The sequence below is a fragment of the Collimonas sp. GW821-FHT07E08 genome, from assembly GCF_059418905.1.
Map to the genome: position 1 here is coordinate 338,172 of NZ_JBWKQR010000002.1, position 17,865 is coordinate 356,036.

Genomic DNA, 17,865 nt, shown 5'->3' on the forward strand with positions numbered 1-17,865 from the left:
GTGTTTACAGGTCGAGCGTGAATTCGGTGAAGGTTGCGCCTTCGACCCGTTCCGGTTCCGGCAGCACCGGCATCGCGTTCTTTTTGGAGCTCGGCGTGTGGTTATTGATCAGCCAGTACAGGTTGCTTGGCGAATCGGCGTGCGCCAGCGCTTCGTCCTGGGTGATGATGCCGTCGTCGATCAGTTGCATCAGCGCTTGCTCGAAGGTCTGCGAGCCAGGCGCCAGGCTCTTCTCCATCGCTTCCTTGATCTGGCTGATGTTGTCTTCTTCGATCAGTTCGGAAACGTGGCGGGTGTTGAGCATGATTTCCACTGCCGGCGTGCGTTCGCCGGTGACGGTGGTGACCAGCCGCTGCGACACGATCGCCGCCAGGGTCGAGGCCAGGTCTTCCAGCAGCGCCGGCCGGTTCTCCAGCGGATAAAAGCTGATGATGCGGTTCAGCGCGCGATAGGTATTGTTGGCATGCAGCGTCGATACCACCAGGTGGCCCGACTGGGCGTAAGCCATGGCGGCCGACATGGTGGCCTTGTCGCGGATTTCGCCGATCAGGATGCAGTCCGGCGCCTGCCGCAAGGCGTTCTTCAGGGCACCGTTGAGGTCGGTGGTGTCGCTGCCGATTTCACGCTGGTTGACGATGGAGCGATGGCTCTGGAACAGGAATTCGATAGGATCTTCCAGGGTCAGGATATGGCCCGCCTGGGTCTTGTTGCGATAGTCCAGCATCGAGGCGATGGTGGTGGACTTGCCGGAACCGGTGGCGCCGACCACCAGCAGCAGGCCGCGCTTGCGGCCTATCAGCTCGGTCAGGGCAGGCGGCAGGCGCAACTCTTCGAAAGCCGGGATTTCATAGGGAATATAGCGGATCACGGCCGAGATGCTGCCGCGCTGGCGGAACGCCGACAGCCGGAAACTGCCGACGCCGGCCACCGGCAAACCGAGGTTCAGTTCGTTGTTGCGCTCCAGTTCCTGCAGGCGGTCGGCCGGCAGCACTTCCTTCAGCAGCATCTGGATCGTGTTATCGTCCATGGTCTGCTGGTTGACCGGGACCATCTGGCCCTTGATCTTGAGATGAATCGGCGAACCCGGCGCCAAGAACATGTCCGATGCTTCCTTCTCCTGCATCAGACGAAACAAGCGATCCATTGCCATCAAAAAACTCCTCGGTGCAAGAAAAGTGCAAATTATTATTATGAAATTGCAACGGGCTTGCGTATTTTTACGTCAAGCCCGGGCTTGCCTGAATCAGGCTTCGCGCAGCAGTTCGTTGATGCCGGTCTTGGCGCGCGTCTTGGCGTCGACGCGCTTGACGATAACCGCGCAATACAGGCTGTATTTGCCGTCCGCCGAAGGCAGGCTGCCCGACACCACCACCGAACCCGACGGGATGCGGCCGTAAGTGACTTCGCCGGTGGCGCGGTCATAGATCTTGGTCGACTGGCCGATGTAGACGCCCATCGAGATCACCGAGTTTTCTTCAACGATCACGCCTTCGACGATTTCCGAGCGGGCGCCGATGAAGCAGTTGTCTTCGATGATGGTCGGGTTGGCCTGCATCGGTTCCAGCACGCCGCCGATGCCGACGCCGCCGGACAGGTGGACGTTCTTGCCGATCTGGGCGCAGGATCCGACCGTAGCCCAGGTGTCGACCATGGTGCCTTCATCGACATACGCGCCGATGTTGACATAGGACGGCATCAACACGACGTTCTTGCCGATGAAGCTGCCATGGCGGGCAACCGCCGGCGGCACCACGCGGAAACCGCCCTTGGCGAAATCTTCCGCGGTGTAGCTGGCGAACTTGGTGGGCACCTTGTCGTAGAACTGCATGTTGTCGCCGGCTGGCATCGGCAGGTTGTCTTCCAGGCGGAACGACAGCAGCACGGCTTTCTTGATCCATTGGTTGACCACCCAGTTGCCGTCGGTTTTTTCGGCGACGCGCAATGTGCCCTGGTTGAGTTCGGCGATGACCTTGGCGACGGCTTCGCGGACGTCGGCCGGCGCTGTCTTAGGCGAGAATTCGGTGCGCTGTTCCCAGGCTTGGTCGATAAATGCTTGCAAGGATTGAGTCATGATTATTCGTTGATTGAAAGTTTAAAAACATGAATTTGACCATGACGGTGCATAAAGTACATCGCCATGGCGCAATACGCAGGATCAGGCTGCCCGGAGCCGCAGGCTAGAGGCCGTGGCAAAACGCTGCGATGCGTTGCGCCGCCTCCAGGCACTCCTCGACTTCCGCCACCAACGCCATGCGGATGCGTTGCCGGCCCGGATTGCTGCCATGGGCGTCGCGCGCCAGATAGCTGCCGGGCAATACCGTTACATTATATTCGGCATACAGCCGCTTGGCGAAGTCGGTGTCGGAGATTGCTGCCGACTTGTTGTCCTTGCTGCCTACCTTGGCCCACAGGTAAAAGCCGGCGTCCGGCAGCGCCACATCCAGCACGGTTTGCAGCACGGGGGTGACTTGTTGAAATTTAGCCATGTATTTGGCGCGGTTTTCGACGACGTGGGTTTCGTCGTTCCAGGCGGCGACCGAAGCCGCTTGCACCGGCGGGCTCATGGCGCCGCCGTGATAAGTACGATACAGCAGGAATTTCTTCAGGATGGCGGCATCGCCGGCGACGAAACCGGAGCGCATGCCCGGCACGTTAGAGCGTTTCGACAGGCTGGAAAAGGCGATCAGGCGCGGATAACCCTCACGGCCCAGCATGTGGGCCGCCTGCAGCCCGCCCAGCGGCGCTTCCGGCTTGAAATAAATCTCGGAATAGCACTCGTCGGCGGCGATCACGAAACCGTGGCGGTCCGACAGCGCAAACAGTTCTTTCCAGTCCTCCAGCGACAGCACGGCGCCGGTCGGATTGCCGGGCGAGCACAGGTACAGCAGCTTGACGCGCGGCCAGACATCGTCCGGCACGCCGCGATAATCGGGGGCGAAGTTGCGGTCCGGGTCGGAATTGACGAAATACGGCTGGGCGCCGGCCAGGTAGGCCGCGCCTTCATAGATTTGGTAAAACGGATTGGGACACATCACCAGCGCATCCTGCTGGGCAGGATCGACCACCGTCTGCGCCAGCGCGAACAGCGCCTCGCGCGAACCGTTGACCGGCAGGATCTGGCTGGCCGGATCGAGCGGCGGCAAGCCATAGCGGCGCTCCAGCCAGCCGGCAATCGCCGCCCGCAAGGGTTCCGCGCCGATGGTGCTGGGATAGCTTGCGAGGCCGTTCAGGTTGTCGGCCAGGGCTTGCTGGATGAATTTCGGGGTCGGGTGCTTGGGTTCGCCTATTCCCAGGCTGATGGGCTGGTACGCAGGATTGGGCGTGACGCCGGCGAATAGGGCGCGCAGTTTTTCAAACGGATACGGCTGCAGCCGGTCTAGTAATGGATTCACGTGGCGGTTGGCAAATAAGGACGGATGAATAACAAAAATGGAAAGGGGAAAACGGCTGCAAAAGGCAGGATTGCGCTGTTTGCATTATATACAGAAGTGCGGCTTTGATCGCTGGCATTGCCGGGTTTTGCGAATGAGAAAAGCAGATTCCGCATGATTTTTTCGGCTTTCCATTGTCTTCTTGAACTTTTTTGGCGCTGCGTCTACAAAATGGAAGCTCATCCTTCTTGTGCGGCGGTCTGTTAATCGGCACAGGTTTTGCCGTTAAAGTAACAATCATATTTCCGGCCCATGACGGCCATCGGATCGCATATATGGCGGGGCGGAATGTTATGATGTCGACCTCCTGCGAGGTTTTTCCTCGTTTTTATAGTGTGAAGTGTGGCGGCTGCTTTTTCGCCGACTTTGATAAGAACTGTCGATAACGTGCGTCTAACCTCCATTAAATTATCAGGATTCAAGTCTTTCGTCGATCCCACCAATTTCCAGGTCCCCGGCCAGCTGGTCGGCGTGGTCGGACCTAATGGCTGCGGCAAGTCCAACATCATCGATGCGGTGCGCTGGGTCCTGGGTGAATCCAAGGCTTCCGAGCTGCGCGGCGAATCGATGCAGGACGTCATTTTCAACGGTTCTTCGCACCGCAAGCCGGCTGGCCGTTCATCGGTCGAACTGGTGTTCGACAACGGCCTCGGCAAAGCCGCGGGGCAATGGAGCCAGTATGCGGAAATCGCCGTCAAGCGCACCTTGACGCGGGACGGCACGTCCACTTATTACATCAACAACCAGGCGGTGCGGCGGCGCGACATCCAGGATATCTTCCTCGGCACCGGCCTCGGCCCGCGCGCTTACGCGATCATCGGCCAGGGCATGATTTCGCGCATCATCGAGGCGCGTCCGGAAGAGCTGCGGATTTTCCTGGAAGAGGCCGCCGGCGTTTCCAAGTACAAGGAACGCCGCCGCGAAACCGAGAACCGGCTCAACGACACCCGCGAAAACCTGGTGCGGGTCGAAGACATCCTGCGCGAGCTCAACGCCAACCTGGAGAAGCTGCAGTCGCAGGCGGCCGTCGCCCAGAAATTCCATGAGCTGCAAGGCGACCAGGAAGAAAAGCAGAAACTGCTGTGGCTGCTGCGCAAGAACGAGGCCAAGACCGAGCAGGAAAAACATTTCCGCGATATTGAAAAAGCCCAGCTCGACCTGGAAGAGCAGACCGCCAAGCTGCGCCATGTCGAAACCGAGCTGGAGCACATGCGCCAGGCGCACTATGCCGCCGGCGACCGCATGCACCAGGCGCAAGGCCATCTGTACCAGACCAATTCCGAAATCGGCAGCCTGGAAGCGCAGATCAAGTTTGTCATCGAGTCGCGCAACCGCCTGCAGTCCCAGCTCAATTCCCTGACCGCGCAGCGCGACCAGTGGCAGCGCCAGGGCAGCCAGTTCCAGGACGACCTGGTCGAGGCCGAGATGCACCTGGAAGAACTGGCGGCGCGGGTCGAGCAATCGCAAGTAGCGTCGCAGCAGCACAACGACCAGCTGCCGGCGCTGGAGCAGAGCTGGCGCGAGGCGCAGCTGAAGAGCACCGAGTCGCGCGGCCAGATCATGCAGATCCAGCAGCAGATCGAACTCGAATCCACCCACCAGCGCAACGCCTCGAATATCTTGAACGGCCTGGGCAGCCGGCGCGAACGCCTGGCGCAGGAAAAGAACGGCTTGAACCTGCCGGACAATGCGCACCTGACCAACCTGCGCATGCAGCTCGAAGAGAAGCAGGCCGGGCTGGAAGAAGTCGGCATGCAGCTGGAAGAAGTACAGGAACAGCAGCCGCGCCTGGAAGAAGAGCGGCGCGACGCGCAGCAGCAGGTGAACACCGAAAGCGCCAACAACGCGCAGCTGGAAGCGCGCCTGACGGCGCTCAAGCAATTGCAGGAAAGCGTACAGACCGAAGGCAAGGTGCAGCCCTGGCTGCAAAAGCACGAGCTGGCGGGATTGCCGCGCCTGTGGCAAAAACTGCATATCGACGGCGGCTGGGAAACCGCGCTGGAATCGGTGCTGCGCGAACGTACTTCGGCGCTGGAGATGTCGAACCTGGATTGGGCCAAAGCCTTCTTCAACGATGCGCCGCCGGCCAAACTGGCCCTGTTCTCGCCGAACGGCGTGGCGCCGGCCGGCAATATTGAAGCACCCGCCGGCCTCAAGCCCTTCCTGAACCTGCTGCAGCTGAACGATCCGGGTTTGCGGGTATTGATGCAGGATTGGCTGCACAACTTCTACGCCGCCGACGACACCGTGACCGCCTTTGCCGAGCGCAGCAAGCTGCCGCTGGGAGCCAGCTTTGTGACCCGCCAGGGCCACATCATCAGCAAGACCGGCGTGCGTTTCTATGCTTCCGATTCGGAGCAGGACGGCATGCTGGCGCGCCAGCAGGAAATCGAAAACATCACCAAGCAGCTGCGCGCGCAGCAGATGCTGGCCGACGAAGCCCGCTCGCGTTCGGTGCGCGCGGAGGCGGCGCTGTCGCAGGCCACCCAGCGTTTGCAGGAAATGCGCCAGCGCCATGCCGGCCTGACGCAGGCAGTGCACGGTTTGCAGATCGATGTCATGAAATTGTCCGAGCTGCAGGAGCGCTTTAACCAGCGCAGCTCGCAGATTGCTTCCGACCTGGCTGAAATCGCCGCGCAGGAAAGCGAGCAGCAGCAGGTCAAGATGGAATCGGAAGCCAAGTTCGAGCAGCTGGACATGGAACTGGCGGAGCTGCAGGAAAAACACGAAGACGGGCAGACCGATTACCTCGGCAAAGAACAGCAGCTCAACGATGCGCGCCAGCGCCTGCGCGAGATGGAGCGTGCGGCGCAAGAAGCCGAGTTCGCTGAAAAATCCCACCGCAACAAGATCGAAGAACTCAAGCGCAGCATCGCCACCGCGCTGGAGCAGGCGGCGCAGCTGTTCGCCAACATGCAGCAGGGCCACCTGGAGCTGGAAAGCCTGGACGACCAGGCGGCGCAAGCCGGCCTGCAGGATTTGCTGGACAAGCGTAGCGAACAGGAACGCGCGCTGGCCGATGCCCGCCACGAGCTGGACCAGGTATCGCAGAACCTGCGCCAGCATGAAGAAACACGCTTGCAAGCCGAGCGCAGCCTGCAGCCGCAGCGCGAGCGCATCATGGAATTGCAGCTGAAAGAGCAGGCCGCGCGCCTGAACCAGGAACAGTACGTGCAGCAGCTGCTCGAAGCGCAAGCCGACGAAGCCGCCTTGAGCGAGAAGCTGACCGCTGAAATGCGGCCCTCGTATCTGCAGGGTGAAGTTACCCGCCTGACCAATGCCATCGCTAGCCTGGGCGCGGTCAACCTGGCGGCGCTGGACGAGCTGGCGCAGGCGTCCGAACGGAAGAATTTCCTGGATGCGCAAAACGCCGACCTGACCGAAGCCATCAATACGCTGCAGGATGCGATCCACAAGATCGACAAGGAAACGCGCGACTTGCTGCAAGATACGTTCGACAAGGTCAACCACCATTTCGCCGAGCTGTTCCCGATCCTGTTCGGCGGCGGCCAGGCCAAGCTGATCATGACCGGCGACGAAATCCTCGACTCCGGCGTGCAGGTCATGGCGCAGCCGCCGGGCAAGAAGAATGCAACGATCCACCTGCTGTCCGGTGGTGAAAAGGCGCTCACCGCGACGGCCCTGGTGTTTTCGATGTTCCAGCTGAATCCGGCGCCGTTCTGCCTGCTGGACGAGGTCGATGCGCCGCTTGACGATGCCAATACCGAACGTTTCTGCAACATGGTGAAGCGGATGTCGGCCAATACCCAGTTCCTGTTCATTTCGCATAACAAGATCGCGATGGAAATGGCGCAGCAGCTGATCGGGGTGACGATGCAGGAGCAGGGCGTGTCGCGGATTGTGGCGGTCGACATGGAAGCGGCCAGGAGTTTTGCCAGCGACGCCGTGGCCGCTTAAGCGGAAAACCAAGGTCGCGGGCGGGCTGTCATCGAAGCTTGGCCGGCTTGACAACTTTTTTAGACGCCACTAAGCTGAATTTCTGGTCGTAATGCAATATATTGTAAAAAATTGTCTCAATATTTTTACGTTGGCGGTATATACAGTAATACTTGTATTGTTTTTATAAGAAAAAATGGTTTTGATGGGGAGTACTTTGGGTTTTAAATAAGAAATAACCATATACGCGGTCACTGACAACTATTTTAGAAGTGTTTTTTCCTCGGATTCAATCAATGACCAGTCCTCGATTTCAATCGCGAATTCACAGCGCGTTCGCCGCTTGCTCGGCAGCGTCCGCTATTAAGGCATCAGCAGAATGACAGATTTACAAGCAAGCCTGTTTATCATCGGAGGCGCGTTTCTTGTCGGCGTCATTTCCTATAACAAGTGGCAGGAATACAAAGCCAAGAAGAGTGTCGAGCGGGCGTTTTCAGGATCGCATGACGATGTCCTGATGACCCCCGGCAAAGCCGCCGGGAAAGACAGCGGCGAAGCGCCGGCCCGGCATGAACCGAAATTGTTCGACAGCGAGCTTGACGCCGACGCGCTGCCGCGCGACGACCTGGAGCAGAGCGCGGAGCAGCAGGCCATCGAGCCGCAGCTCGGCAATCCGGCGACTGCCGCGGCGCCTGCGGCACGCAAGGACCTGCCGGTGGACGAACTGATCGATTGCGCGATTCCGCTGGCGCTGGAAGCGCCGGTGCGCGGCGACAAAGCCTTGCCGGCGCTGCAAACCCTGCGCCATGTCGGCAACAAGCCTATCCATTTCATCGGCGAAGACGCCAACGGCGAGTGGGAGCCGGTGGCGCACGGCGGCATCTACAGCACCTTGCTGGCCGGCGTGCAGCTGGCCAACCGCACCAATCCGCTGAACGAAATCGAATATTCCGAGCTGGTCACCCGTTTGCGCCAGATCGCCGACGACCTCGGCGCCGAACCGGATTTGCCGGACATGTCGGAAGTGATGCACACGGCGCGTTCCCTGCATCAGTTCGTGGTGGAACACGATGCCCAGCTGGGCGTGAATATCCAGTCCAACGGCGCCCCGTGGGCCATCAGCACCTTGCTGGCGGCGCTGACCCGCCAGGGTTTCGACGCCCGGCCGGAAGGCCGCATGGTGATGTCGGACGGCGAGGGCGGCTTGCTGTTCTCCTTGTCCACCAATGCCAGCGCGGTGGCGGAAACCACCAGCCGCCTGACCTTGCTGCTCGACGTGCCGCGGGTTGCGCCTGACCGCGACGGCTACGGCGCCATGGTGGCCTGCGCACGTTCGTTGGCTGCGCGCCTTGGCGGCGTGCTGGTCGACGACAGCAACCAGCCGCTGGCCGATGTCCAGCTGGCCGAGATTGCCGGCCAGGTCGATGCCTTTTACCGTGAAATGGATGCCGCTGAAATTCCAGCCGGCTCGATTCGGGCTTTGCGTCTATTCAGTTAACTATGTCTTCACTATCATCACAAGCAGGCGGTCCGGGAAATGCTCCCGAGGCCGCCGAATGGCGTGCGCGCGCGGCCTGGCTGGCGGCCGAGCTGAACCGCCACAACCACTCTTACTACGTGCTCGACAATCCCTCGATTCCGGATGCCGAATACGACCAGCTGTTCCGCGAACTGCAGGCGCTGGAACTGGCGCATCCGGAACTCAATACGCCGGATTCGCCGACCCAGCGCGTAGGCGCCGCGCCGCTGCCGCTGTTTGAGCAGGTGACGCATTCGATCCCCATGCTGTCGCTGGGCAACGGCTTTGAAGACAACGACATCGTCGAGTTCGACCGCCGTGTCAGGGATGGCCTCGATACCCTGGCCGACAGCGACATCGAATACGCCGCCGAGCTGAAGTTCGACGGCCTCGCCATCAACCTGCGCTACGAAGACGGTGTGCTGGTGCAAGCCGCCACCCGCGGCGACGGCACTACCGGCGAAAACGTCACCAGCAACATCCGCACCGTGCGTGCGATCCCGCTGCGGCTGCATGCCGAGCATCCGCCCAAGGTGCTGGACGTGCGCGGCGAAGTGCTGATGTTCAAGGACGATTTCGCCAAACTCAACGCTCGCCAGCGCGAAGCGGAGATGAAGGAGTTCGCCAATCCGCGCAACGCCGCCGCCGGCAGTTTGCGGCAGCTCGATTCGCGCATCACGGCGCAACGCACTCTGCGCTTTTTCGCCTACGGCATCGGTGCGCTGGAAGGCGCCGAAATGCCGCCGTCGCATTCGGCGCTGCTCGACTGGTACAGCCAGCTCGGACTGCCGGTGTGCAAGGAGCGCGGTATCGTCAAAGGCGCCAGCGGCCTGCTGGACTTCTTCCGCGATATCGGCAGCAAGCGCGCGCAGCTGCCCTACGAAATCGACGGCGTGGTCTACAAGGTGAATCGTTTGCTGCAGCAGCAGACGCTGGGGTTCGTGTCGCGCGCGCCGCGTTTTGCGCTGGCGCATAAATTCCCGGCGGAAGAAGCCACCACCCAGGTGCTGGGCATCGAGGTGCAGATCGGCCGTACCGGCGCCGTCACCCCGGTGGCGCGCCTGGCGCCGGTGTTTGTCGGCGGCGTCACGGTGACCAACGCCACCCTGCACAATGAAGACGAGGTACGGCGCAAGGATATCCATATCGGCGACACCGTGATCGTGCGCCGTGCCGGCGACGTGATTCCGGAAGTGGTTTCCTTTGTGCCGGAACTGCGGCCGGCGGATGCGCAGCCGTTCGTCATGCCGAGCGAGTGCCCGATTTGCGGTTCCGCCATCGTCAAGCTGGAGGATGAAGCCATCGCGCGCTGTTCTGGCGGCTGGGTGAAATGCGCGGCGCAGCGCAAGGGCGGCTTGCAGCACTTTGCATCGCGCCGGGCGATGGATATCGAAGGCTTGGGTGACCAGCTGATCGAACAGCTGGTTGACCGCGATATCATCCATACTGCGGCCGACCTGTACAAGCTGGGCCTGGTGAAGCTGGCGGCGCTGGACCGCATGGCCGACAAGTCGGCGCAGAATGTCATGTTCGCGCTGGAAAAGTCGAAATCGACGACCCTGGGCCGTTTCATTTATGCATTGGGCATCCGGCACGTCGGCGAGGCGACGGCGAAAGAGCTGGCGGCGCATTTCGGCAATATCGACGGCTTGCTGCAGGCTTCCGAAGAGCAGTTGCTGGAGGTTGCCGATATCGGTCCTGTGGTGGCACGGTCATTGCTGGCTTTCTTTGCCGATCCGCTCAACCGGGAACTGGTCGAGCAGCTGCGGGCGGCCGGTATCCACTGGCCGGAGAACTTGCCGGCTGCCGGCGGGTCCAAGTTCTTGTTAGGCAAGACCTTCGTGCTGACCGGCAGCCTGCCGACCCTGACGCGCGATGCGGCCGCTGCCATGATTGAGGCGGCAGGCGGCAAAGTGACAGGTTCGGTTTCCAAGAAGACCAGCTATGTGGTCGCGGGCGCCGAGGCCGGCAGCAAACTGACTAAAGCGGAAGAACTGAACATCCCGATCCTGGATGAGGACGGACTCCGCACTCTTTTGGAAACCGATCAAGGAAACGAAAATGAGTAAGATTAGAAAAGCCGTATTTCCCGTCGCCGGCCTGGGCAGCCGATTCCTGCCGGCCACCAAGGCCCAGCCTAAAGAAATGCTGCCAATCGTCGACAAGCCCTTGATCCAGTATGCGGTGGAAGAAGCGGTCGCCGCCGGCATTACCGACATGGTGTTCATTACCGGCCGCAACAAGCGCGCGATCGAAGATCACTTCGACAAAGCCTACGAACTGGAAACCGAACTGGAAGCGGCCGGCAAGGAACGCTTGCTGGAACTGGTGCAAAACGTCATTCCCAAGCACATCAACTGCATTTTCATCCGCCAGTCGGAAATGCTGGGACTGGGACACGCGGTGCTGTGCGCGCGTCCGGTGGTCGGCGATGATCCGTTTGCGGTGTTGCTGGCCGACGATTTCATGGACGTGGCGGCCGGGCACCAGCCTGTGCTGGCGCAGATGACCGATATCTTCGCCACCGAAAAGTCGAGCTTGCTGGCGGTGCAGGACGTGCCGCGCGCCGATACCAGGCAATACGGGATCGTCAGCATCGATGCCTATAAAAAAGACCTGGAAAAGGTCAACAGCATCGTTGAAAAACCGCAGCCTGACCAGGCGCCGTCCACCCTGGCGGTGGTCGGACGCTACGTGCTGACCAATGGCATTTTCGATTGCCTGGAAGGATTGGGCAAGGGCGCCGGCGGCGAGATCCAGCTGACCGACGGCATTGCCGCGCTGATGAAAAAGGAACGCGTGCTGGCCTATCGCTACGCCGGCCAGCGCTATGATTGCGGCTCCAAGCTGGGTTACCTGAAAGCGACGCTGGCGATGGGCCTGAAGCATCCGGAAACCGGCGCCGAATTTGCCGAGTACCTGAAGCAGTTTGAATAACCACCGCCCTAGACTAACCAGAGACCGCATCATGACCGTTCGTGAAATCCTGAAAATGGGCGATCCGCGCCTGCTGCGGCAAGCCGAGCCTGTTGCCGCTTTTGGCACGCCGGAGCTGGAGGCGCTGGTCGCCGACATGTTCGACACCATGCATGCGGTCAACGGCGCCGGCCTGGCGGCGCCGCAGATCGGCGTCAACCTGCAGCTGGTGATTTTCGGCTTCAAGAACAACGTGCGCTACCCGGATGCACCGGCGGTGCCGGAAACGGTGCTGATCAATCCGGTGCTGCGTCCGCTTTCCGATGAAATCGAAGACGGCTGGGAAGGCTGCCTGTCTGTGCCAGGGCTGCGCGGCGTGGTGCCGCGCTGGGCCAGTTTGCACTATGAAGGCTTCGACCAGTCTGGCGCCCTCATCAGCCGCGACGTCGACGGTTTCCATGCACGTGTCGTGCAGCATGAATGCGATCACCTGAACGGCATCCTGTATCCGATGCGGATCAAGGATTTCACACGCTTCGGCTTCACCGAAGTGCTGTTCCCCGAGCTGGATCCCGGCCACGACGATTGAGCCGCCGCTTTTACCGCGCCAGGTAAGCGGCAAGCCTGCATCCGGCGCCGAGGAATTCAATACGGCGTCGGCGATCGCCATCAATATATAATTGCAAGAAAACCAAGCGCGGCGGGGTTGCTGGCTGCCGTGCCGGGTCCATCGCAGCCTTGCATCGCGGCGCGTCTCCGCCGCTGCTGTTTGTGCGTCTCTCCAATTCGCTTACTTCGGAAACCCATCCATGCACCATGCGGTAGAAACGTTTATCCAGGACCTGGCCGTGATCATGCTGATCGCTGGCGTCGTGACAGTGCTGTTCAACCGTTTCAAGCAGCCGGTGGTGCTTGGCTACATCGTCGCCGGCGTCATCATCGGGCCGCATACGCCGCCGTTCTCACTGATCACGGATGAGCGCACGATCCAGATCCTGGCCGAACTGGGCGTGATCTTCCTGCTGTTTTCGCTGGGCCTGGAATTCAGCCTGAAGAAACTCGGCAAGGTCGGCGCCACGGCTTTTGTGGCGGCCCTGGCGGAGATTACGCTGATGCTGTGGGTCGGTTACGAGATCGGGATCTATTTCGGCTGGAAGACGATGGACGCGGTATTCCTCGGCGCCATGCTATCGGTATCGTCGACCACCATCATCGTCAAGGCGCTCAATGAACTGGGCATGAAACGCGAGAAATTCGCCCAGCTGATTTTCGGCATCCTGATCGTCGAGGACGTGCTGGCGATCGGCATGATCGCCTTGCTGTCGGGCGTCGCGACCAGCGGTTCGGTGGATGCCGGCGACGCCGCGGTCACCATCGGCAAGCTGGTGCTGTTCATGATCGTGTCGCTGGTGGCCGGCATCCTGGTGGTGCCGCGCCTGCTTGATTATGTGGCGCGCTTCAAGAGCAAGGAAATGCTGCTGGTGACGGTGCTCGGCCTGTGTTTCGGCTTTTGCCTGCTGGTCATGAAAATGCAGTACAGCGTGGCGCTGGGCGCTTTCATCATCGGCGCGGTGATGGCCGAATCGCGCCACCTGCACCAGATTGAGCGCCTGATCGAACCGGTGCGCGACATGTTCAGCGCCATCTTTTTCGTCGCCATCGGGCTGCTGTTCAATCCCTCCATCCTGGCCCAGTACTGGCTGCCGATCGGAGTGATCACAGTGGCCGTGGTGCTGGGCAAGGTGGTCAGCTGCGGCCTGGCGACTTTCCTGTCGGGCCATGACGGCCGCACTTCGATGCGGGTCGGCATGGGCCTGTCGCAGATCGGCGAGTTTTCTTTCATCATCGCGGCGCTTGGCGTCAGCCTGAAAGTCACCAGCGATTTCCTCTATCCGACCGTGGTCGCGGTTTCCGCCGTGACCACCCTGCTGACACCCTACCTGATCAAGCTCGCCGATCCGCTGTCCACCCGCCTGGCGCAGGCCATGCCGCAAAAAATGGCGTCGGTATTCGGCATGTATTCAACCTGGCTGGACAGCTTGCAGCCGCAGGGCGATCGCGCCGAACTGTCGCGCATCATCCGCCGCATCCTGCTGCAGGTGGTGGTGAACCTGGCGCTGGTGGTGGCGATTTTCATCATCGGCGGCTATTTCGCCGAGGCGCTCGGCAGCCGCATGTCGGCCTGGGTGGCGGACGCGCAGGTGCAGAACGCGATAGTGTGGGGCGGCGCGCTGCTGGTTTCATTGCCTTTCCTGATCGCCACCTATCGCAAGCTGCATGCGCTGAGCATGCTGCTGGCGGAAATCAGCGTCAGGCCCGAATGGGCCGGGTCCCACAGCCATGCGGTAAGGCGCGTGATCGCCGAGGTAATCCCGGTGGTGTCCATCATCGGCATCATGTTGATGATCGCCGCGCTCAGCAGCCGCATCCTGCCGCCGACCAACCTGCTGATCCTGGTGCTGGTGGCAGCGGCGGCGCTGGTGCTGATGTTATGGCAGCGGTTTGTGAAATTGCACTCGAAACTGCAAATCGCGCTGCGTGAAACGATGGAACAGCAGCCCGACGAAAATCACTGAGACCGGCGGACGAGGGCGCTGTTTTCCGAATCCGCCGCCGCGTTTGGTTAAAATAGCGCCTTTACTTCTTTTTCAAGACAAAGCCATGACTGCCATGACCCAGGACGAACTCAAGCAAGCTGTTGCCCGCGAAGCAATCAAATACGTGGTGGACGGCCAGATTGTCGGTGTCGGCACCGGTTCGACCGCCAATTTTTTCATTGATGAACTGGCCAAGATCAAGCACCGCATCAAGGGCGCGGTGGCTTCTTCGGAAGCGACCGCGGCGCGGCTGCGGGCGCACGACATCGAGGTGTACGACCTGAACCAGGTCGCGACCATGCCCGTCTACATCGACGGCGCCGACGAAATCACCGAGCAGGGCGCCATGATCAAAGGCGGCGGTGCGGCCTTGACGCGTGAAAAGATCGTGGCCTCGGTGGCCGAGAAATTCATATGCATTGCCGACGGCTCCAAGCTGGTCAAGGTGCTTGGCAAGTTTCCCCTGCCGATCGAAGTGATCCCGATGGCGCAGGCGGTAGTGGCGCGCAAGCTGGTCAAGCTGGGCGGCGAACCGCGTTTGCGCTTCAAGGACGGCAAGCCGCTGATTACCGACAACGGCTGCGTGATCATCGACATGGTCGACCTGAAAATCACCGATCCGGTCGAACTGGAGCGGCAGATCAACCAGATCACCGGGGTGGTGACGGTCGGCTTGTTTGCGCAGCAGGGAGCGGATGTCTGCCTGCTGGGAACGCCGGATGGCGTAAAGACGCTGAAATTCTGATCTTGCGGTCGTGCGGTGTTGAGAAGGGCCCGAGTTTCGGGCCCTTTTTCTTTGCAGAGAAACTTCCGGAAGTTCATTGCTTAAAAATACATATCCTGGCTACGATTATTCTTCAAACCATATGTTGGATGGACAATTTATTTCCGAATGGATATACGTAACAGCACGATCATCGGCCATTCCACATCCTGCGCCACGATTCCGGCAATGACCCTGTGCAAACTCAAATAACGCCTATGCTGAGTCATAAATGTCATAAACAACTGCTAAAAAACAACATAAATTGTCAACTTCATCTAAATTTCATTTTTCTTTTTAAGAAACACTTGGAAATCAATGCAATTTTTGTATGAATAGGTATTATCTAGGCCGTTCAGCTTGTAACAATTAGTAACATTGCTAATGCACGTTGCCAAAATATTCAGGCAGGACACCGGGATAAGACAACTTACATATTACAAAGGGTAGAAATGAAAAAGACTGTATTTGCACTGGCCGCCCTCGGCCTGATCGGCGCCAATGCACAAGCACAAACCAACGTCACCATCTATGGCGTGATCGATGCCGGCCTTACTTACACCAGCAAAGTCGGTCCAAAAAACGATAGCCGCATCAGCCTGGATTCCGGCGACATGGCGACTTCCCGCATCGGCTTCCGGGGGACGGAAGACCTGGGCGGCGGCCTGAAAGCGGTTTTCCAGCTGGAAAACGGTTTCAATGTGGACGACGGCTCGCTCGCAACCGCCAATACATTGTTTGACCGTAAAGCGGTAGTCGGCCTGTCCGGCAGTTTCGGCACCGTCACCCTCGGCCGCCAGACCGATTACCTGGACGACATCGGCAGCAAATATACGTCGGTGCAGACATTCGGCAGCAACGGCATCAAAGCCGGCCATTTCAATAACCTGGACCGCGTCGGCGGCGTCCGCGCCAATAATTCGATCCGCTACGACAGCGCGAACCTGAGCGGCTTCACCGGCAGCCTGTTTTACGGTTTCGGCGAAGTCGCCGGCCAAACCTCGGCAGGCCAATCGTTCGGCCTGGCCGGCAACTATGCGAACGGCCCGTTCGGCGTCGGCCTCGGCTACTTCCAGACCAAACTGGCTGCCGATGCGCTGCCAAGCAAGGCTGGCGATACCGACCTCAAGACTTTCACCCTCGGCGCCAGCTACCAGGCAGGCCCGGCCAAGATCTACGGCGCATGGTCGCAAACCAAGCGGCCGCTGGCTTCGGCGCTGGCAGCGACCGGCCTGGTCAACATCACTACCGCGACCAAGGCCAACATTTTCGACCTGGGCGTCGATTATTCGCTGACCGGCAACCTGCATCTGCTGGCCAGCGTGATCTATGACCGTGCCGACCTCAGCCGCAAGACGACCGGTCCGACCAAGGGCAAGACTACCCAGTTGAACCTGGGCGTGGATTACTTCCTGTCGAAACGCACTGACGTGTACGCTTTGTACACCAACCAGCGTGCTAACGACGTCAACAACCCAGGCGTGATCAATGCTGCATACAGCAACGCGCCAGCGGACGACAGCAGCCAGAACGTACTGCGCGTGGGTCTGCGCCACAAGTTCTGATCGCTGGTAAATAAGAAGCCGCCGGGCAGCAACGGCGGATAGCATGGGCGGGGAGGCGGGTGCGCTTCCCCGCCTTTTTTTATCAGGCCAGCCAGCGCAGCACCAGCATGTTGATCAAGGCGCCGCCGGCGATCAGCCAGCCGAACAGCACCGCGGCGAATACCAGCGGCTTGACTCCTGCAGTGCGCAGCGAGGAAAAATGGGTGGATATGCCCAGCGCCGCCATCGCCATTGCCAGCAACACGTTGTCGGCATCGTTGACATGCGACACCAGCGTTGCCGGCAGCAGGCTCAGCGAATTGAACGCCACGATCGCCACAAAGCCGAAGGCAAACCAGGGAATCGCCAGGCCACGGCCTTTCGCTGCGCCGCCTGCCTTGCCTTTCTTTGACAGATAGGCCGACAGCAGCATCAGGAACGGCGCCAGCATCATCACTCTCACCATCTTGGTGATCACCGCCGTATTGGCCGCATCGGGGCTGATAGCGCGGGCTGCGGCCACCACCTGGGCGACTTCGTGCACGGTCGAGCCGGTATAGATGCCGTAGGCTTGCGGCGAGGCCGCCAGGAACTGCCAATGCAGGTTCAACTGGTACAGCAGCGGATAGAGAAAGATCGCCAGCGAACCGAACACCACCACGGTCGCCACGGCCACTGTCACCTGGGCCGGCCTGGCCCGCAGCACCGGCTCGGTAGCCATCACGGCAGCCGCGCCGCAGATCGAACTGCCGGCGCCGATCAGCATGGCGGTCTCGCGATCCAGCTTGAACACGCGGGTGCCGAGCAGCAGCGCCATGCCGAAGGTGGAGCACAGGACCAGCGCGTCGATCAGCACGCCGCTCAGCCCGACGTGGCCGATGTCCTGGAACGTCAGCCGGAAACCGTACAGGATGATGCCCAGCCGCAGCAGGTTTTGCTTGGAAAAATTGACGCCGGCGGCGCAGGAGGGAGCGATCCGCTGATAGCCGAGGTTACCGGCCAGCATGCCGAGCACGATGGCCAGGGTCAATGCGCTGAAGCCGCGCGCCTGCAGCCAGTCGATCCTGGCGGCGGCGATCGCTGCTGCTGCAATCAGGGCGCTCAGGGCCAGTCCGGCCAGCAGGGGCAATGGCGCTTTGGCCGGGCGGGTTGCGGTTAATGTAGGGGTATTCACCAGGATGTCCAATTCAGATGCGGC

At 60.5% G+C, this 17,865-nt stretch carries 12 protein-coding genes; 8 read left to right on the plus strand and 4 right to left on the minus strand.

Features of this window, described 5'->3' with window-relative positions; translation table 11 throughout:
- Window positions 1-4: 4 nt before the first annotated feature.
- From AC07RZ_RS04055 to dapC, 3 genes are all read right to left on the minus strand, one after another.
- Entirely contained in the window at window positions 5-1,150 is a 1,146-nt protein-coding gene (locus AC07RZ_RS04055) for a PilT/PilU family type 4a pilus ATPase (RefSeq protein WP_144738800.1), read from the minus strand.
- A gap of 93 nt (window positions 1,151-1,243) precedes the next feature.
- Complete coding sequence (gene dapD / locus AC07RZ_RS04060) at window positions 1,244-2,071, minus strand: 2,3,4,5-tetrahydropyridine-2,6-dicarboxylate N-succinyltransferase (RefSeq protein ID WP_092396380.1); 828 nt, start codon at window positions 2,069-2,071, stop codon at window positions 1,244-1,246.
- 106 nt (window positions 2,072-2,177) lie between these two features.
- Window positions 2,178-3,392 (minus strand): succinyldiaminopimelate transaminase, encoded by a 1,215-nt coding sequence (gene dapC / locus AC07RZ_RS04065; RefSeq protein WP_494666987.1) that lies wholly within the window; start codon window positions 3,390-3,392, stop codon window positions 2,178-2,180.
- A gap of 426 nt (window positions 3,393-3,818) precedes the next feature.
- Here dapC and smc point away from each other — a divergent pair, with 426 nt between their 5' ends.
- The 8 genes from smc to AC07RZ_RS04105 all read left to right on the plus strand — a co-directional run bounded on the left by smc (window position 3,819) and on the right by AC07RZ_RS04105 (window position 16,688).
- Window positions 3,819-7,349 carry a chromosome segregation protein SMC gene (gene smc, locus AC07RZ_RS04070; protein WP_494666988.1) on the plus strand — a complete coding sequence of 1,177 codons (3,531 nt, stop codon included), beginning with the start codon at window positions 3,819-3,821 and terminating at the stop codon, window positions 7,347-7,349.
- A gap of 358 nt (window positions 7,350-7,707) precedes the next feature.
- On the plus strand, window positions 7,708-8,826 hold the full coding sequence (locus AC07RZ_RS04075; RefSeq protein ID WP_144738805.1) for a cell division protein ZipA C-terminal FtsZ-binding domain-containing protein: 1,119 nt from the start codon (window positions 7,708-7,710) through the stop codon (window positions 8,824-8,826).
- A gap of 2 nt (window positions 8,827-8,828) precedes the next feature.
- Window positions 8,829-10,916 (plus strand): NAD-dependent DNA ligase LigA, encoded by a 2,088-nt coding sequence (gene ligA, locus AC07RZ_RS04080; RefSeq protein WP_494666989.1) that lies wholly within the window; start codon window positions 8,829-8,831, stop codon window positions 10,914-10,916.
- Window positions 10,909-11,784: a UTP--glucose-1-phosphate uridylyltransferase GalU gene (gene galU, locus AC07RZ_RS04085; RefSeq protein ID WP_494666990.1), complete on the plus strand. Its 876-nt coding sequence runs from the start codon at window positions 10,909-10,911 to the stop codon at window positions 11,782-11,784. Before ligA ends, galU begins: the two co-directional genes overlap by 8 nt.
- Before the next feature lie 31 nt (window positions 11,785-11,815).
- Window positions 11,816-12,352, plus strand: a complete 537-nt coding sequence (gene def / locus AC07RZ_RS04090) for a peptide deformylase (protein WP_144738808.1) — start codon at window positions 11,816-11,818, stop codon at window positions 12,350-12,352.
- Window positions 12,353-12,572: 220 nt separating this feature from the next.
- Window positions 12,573-14,339 (plus strand): cation:proton antiporter, encoded by a 1,767-nt coding sequence (locus AC07RZ_RS04095; protein WP_494666991.1) that lies wholly within the window; start codon window positions 12,573-12,575, stop codon window positions 14,337-14,339.
- 94 nt (window positions 14,340-14,433) lie between these two features.
- The gene (gene rpiA / locus AC07RZ_RS04100) at window positions 14,434-15,105 is read left to right on the plus strand and encodes a ribose-5-phosphate isomerase RpiA (protein ID WP_144738860.1); all 672 of its coding nucleotides are present in this window, start codon (window positions 14,434-14,436) and stop codon (window positions 15,103-15,105) included.
- Between the two features lie 470 nt (window positions 15,106-15,575).
- Complete coding sequence (locus tag AC07RZ_RS04105; protein WP_494666992.1) at window positions 15,576-16,688, plus strand: porin; 1,113 nt, start codon at window positions 15,576-15,578, stop codon at window positions 16,686-16,688.
- A gap of 82 nt (window positions 16,689-16,770) precedes the next feature.
- On the opposite strand, the gene AC07RZ_RS04110 is transcribed toward AC07RZ_RS04105, so the two are convergent.
- Entirely contained in the window at window positions 16,771-17,841 is a 1,071-nt protein-coding gene (locus AC07RZ_RS04110; RefSeq protein ID WP_494666993.1) for a YeiH family protein, read from the minus strand.
- Window positions 17,842-17,865 lie beyond the last annotated feature (24 nt).

Bases quoted from the DNA above. Each gene is read 5' to 3' on its own strand.
- AC07RZ_RS04055 (WP_144738800.1), bottom strand. From the start codon at position 1,150: ATGGCAATGGATCGCTTGTTTCGTCTGATGCAGGAGAAGGAAGCATCG.
- dapD (WP_092396380.1), bottom strand. From the start codon at position 2,071: ATGACTCAATCCTTGCAAGCATTTATCGACCAAGCCTGGGAACAGCGC.
- AC07RZ_RS04075 (WP_144738805.1), top strand. From the start codon at position 7,708: ATGACAGATTTACAAGCAAGCCTGTTTATCATCGGAGGCGCGTTTCTT.
- ligA (WP_494666989.1), top strand. From the start codon at position 8,829: ATGTCTTCACTATCATCACAAGCAGGCGGTCCGGGAAATGCTCCCGAG.
- galU (WP_494666990.1), top strand. From the start codon at position 10,909: ATGAGTAAGATTAGAAAAGCCGTATTTCCCGTCGCCGGCCTGGGCAGC.
- def (WP_144738808.1), top strand. From the start codon at position 11,816: ATGACCGTTCGTGAAATCCTGAAAATGGGCGATCCGCGCCTGCTGCGG.
- AC07RZ_RS04095 (WP_494666991.1), top strand. From the start codon at position 12,573: ATGCACCATGCGGTAGAAACGTTTATCCAGGACCTGGCCGTGATCATG.
- rpiA (WP_144738860.1), top strand. From the start codon at position 14,434: ATGACCCAGGACGAACTCAAGCAAGCTGTTGCCCGCGAAGCAATCAAA.
- AC07RZ_RS04105 (WP_494666992.1), top strand. From the start codon at position 15,576: ATGAAAAAGACTGTATTTGCACTGGCCGCCCTCGGCCTGATCGGCGCC.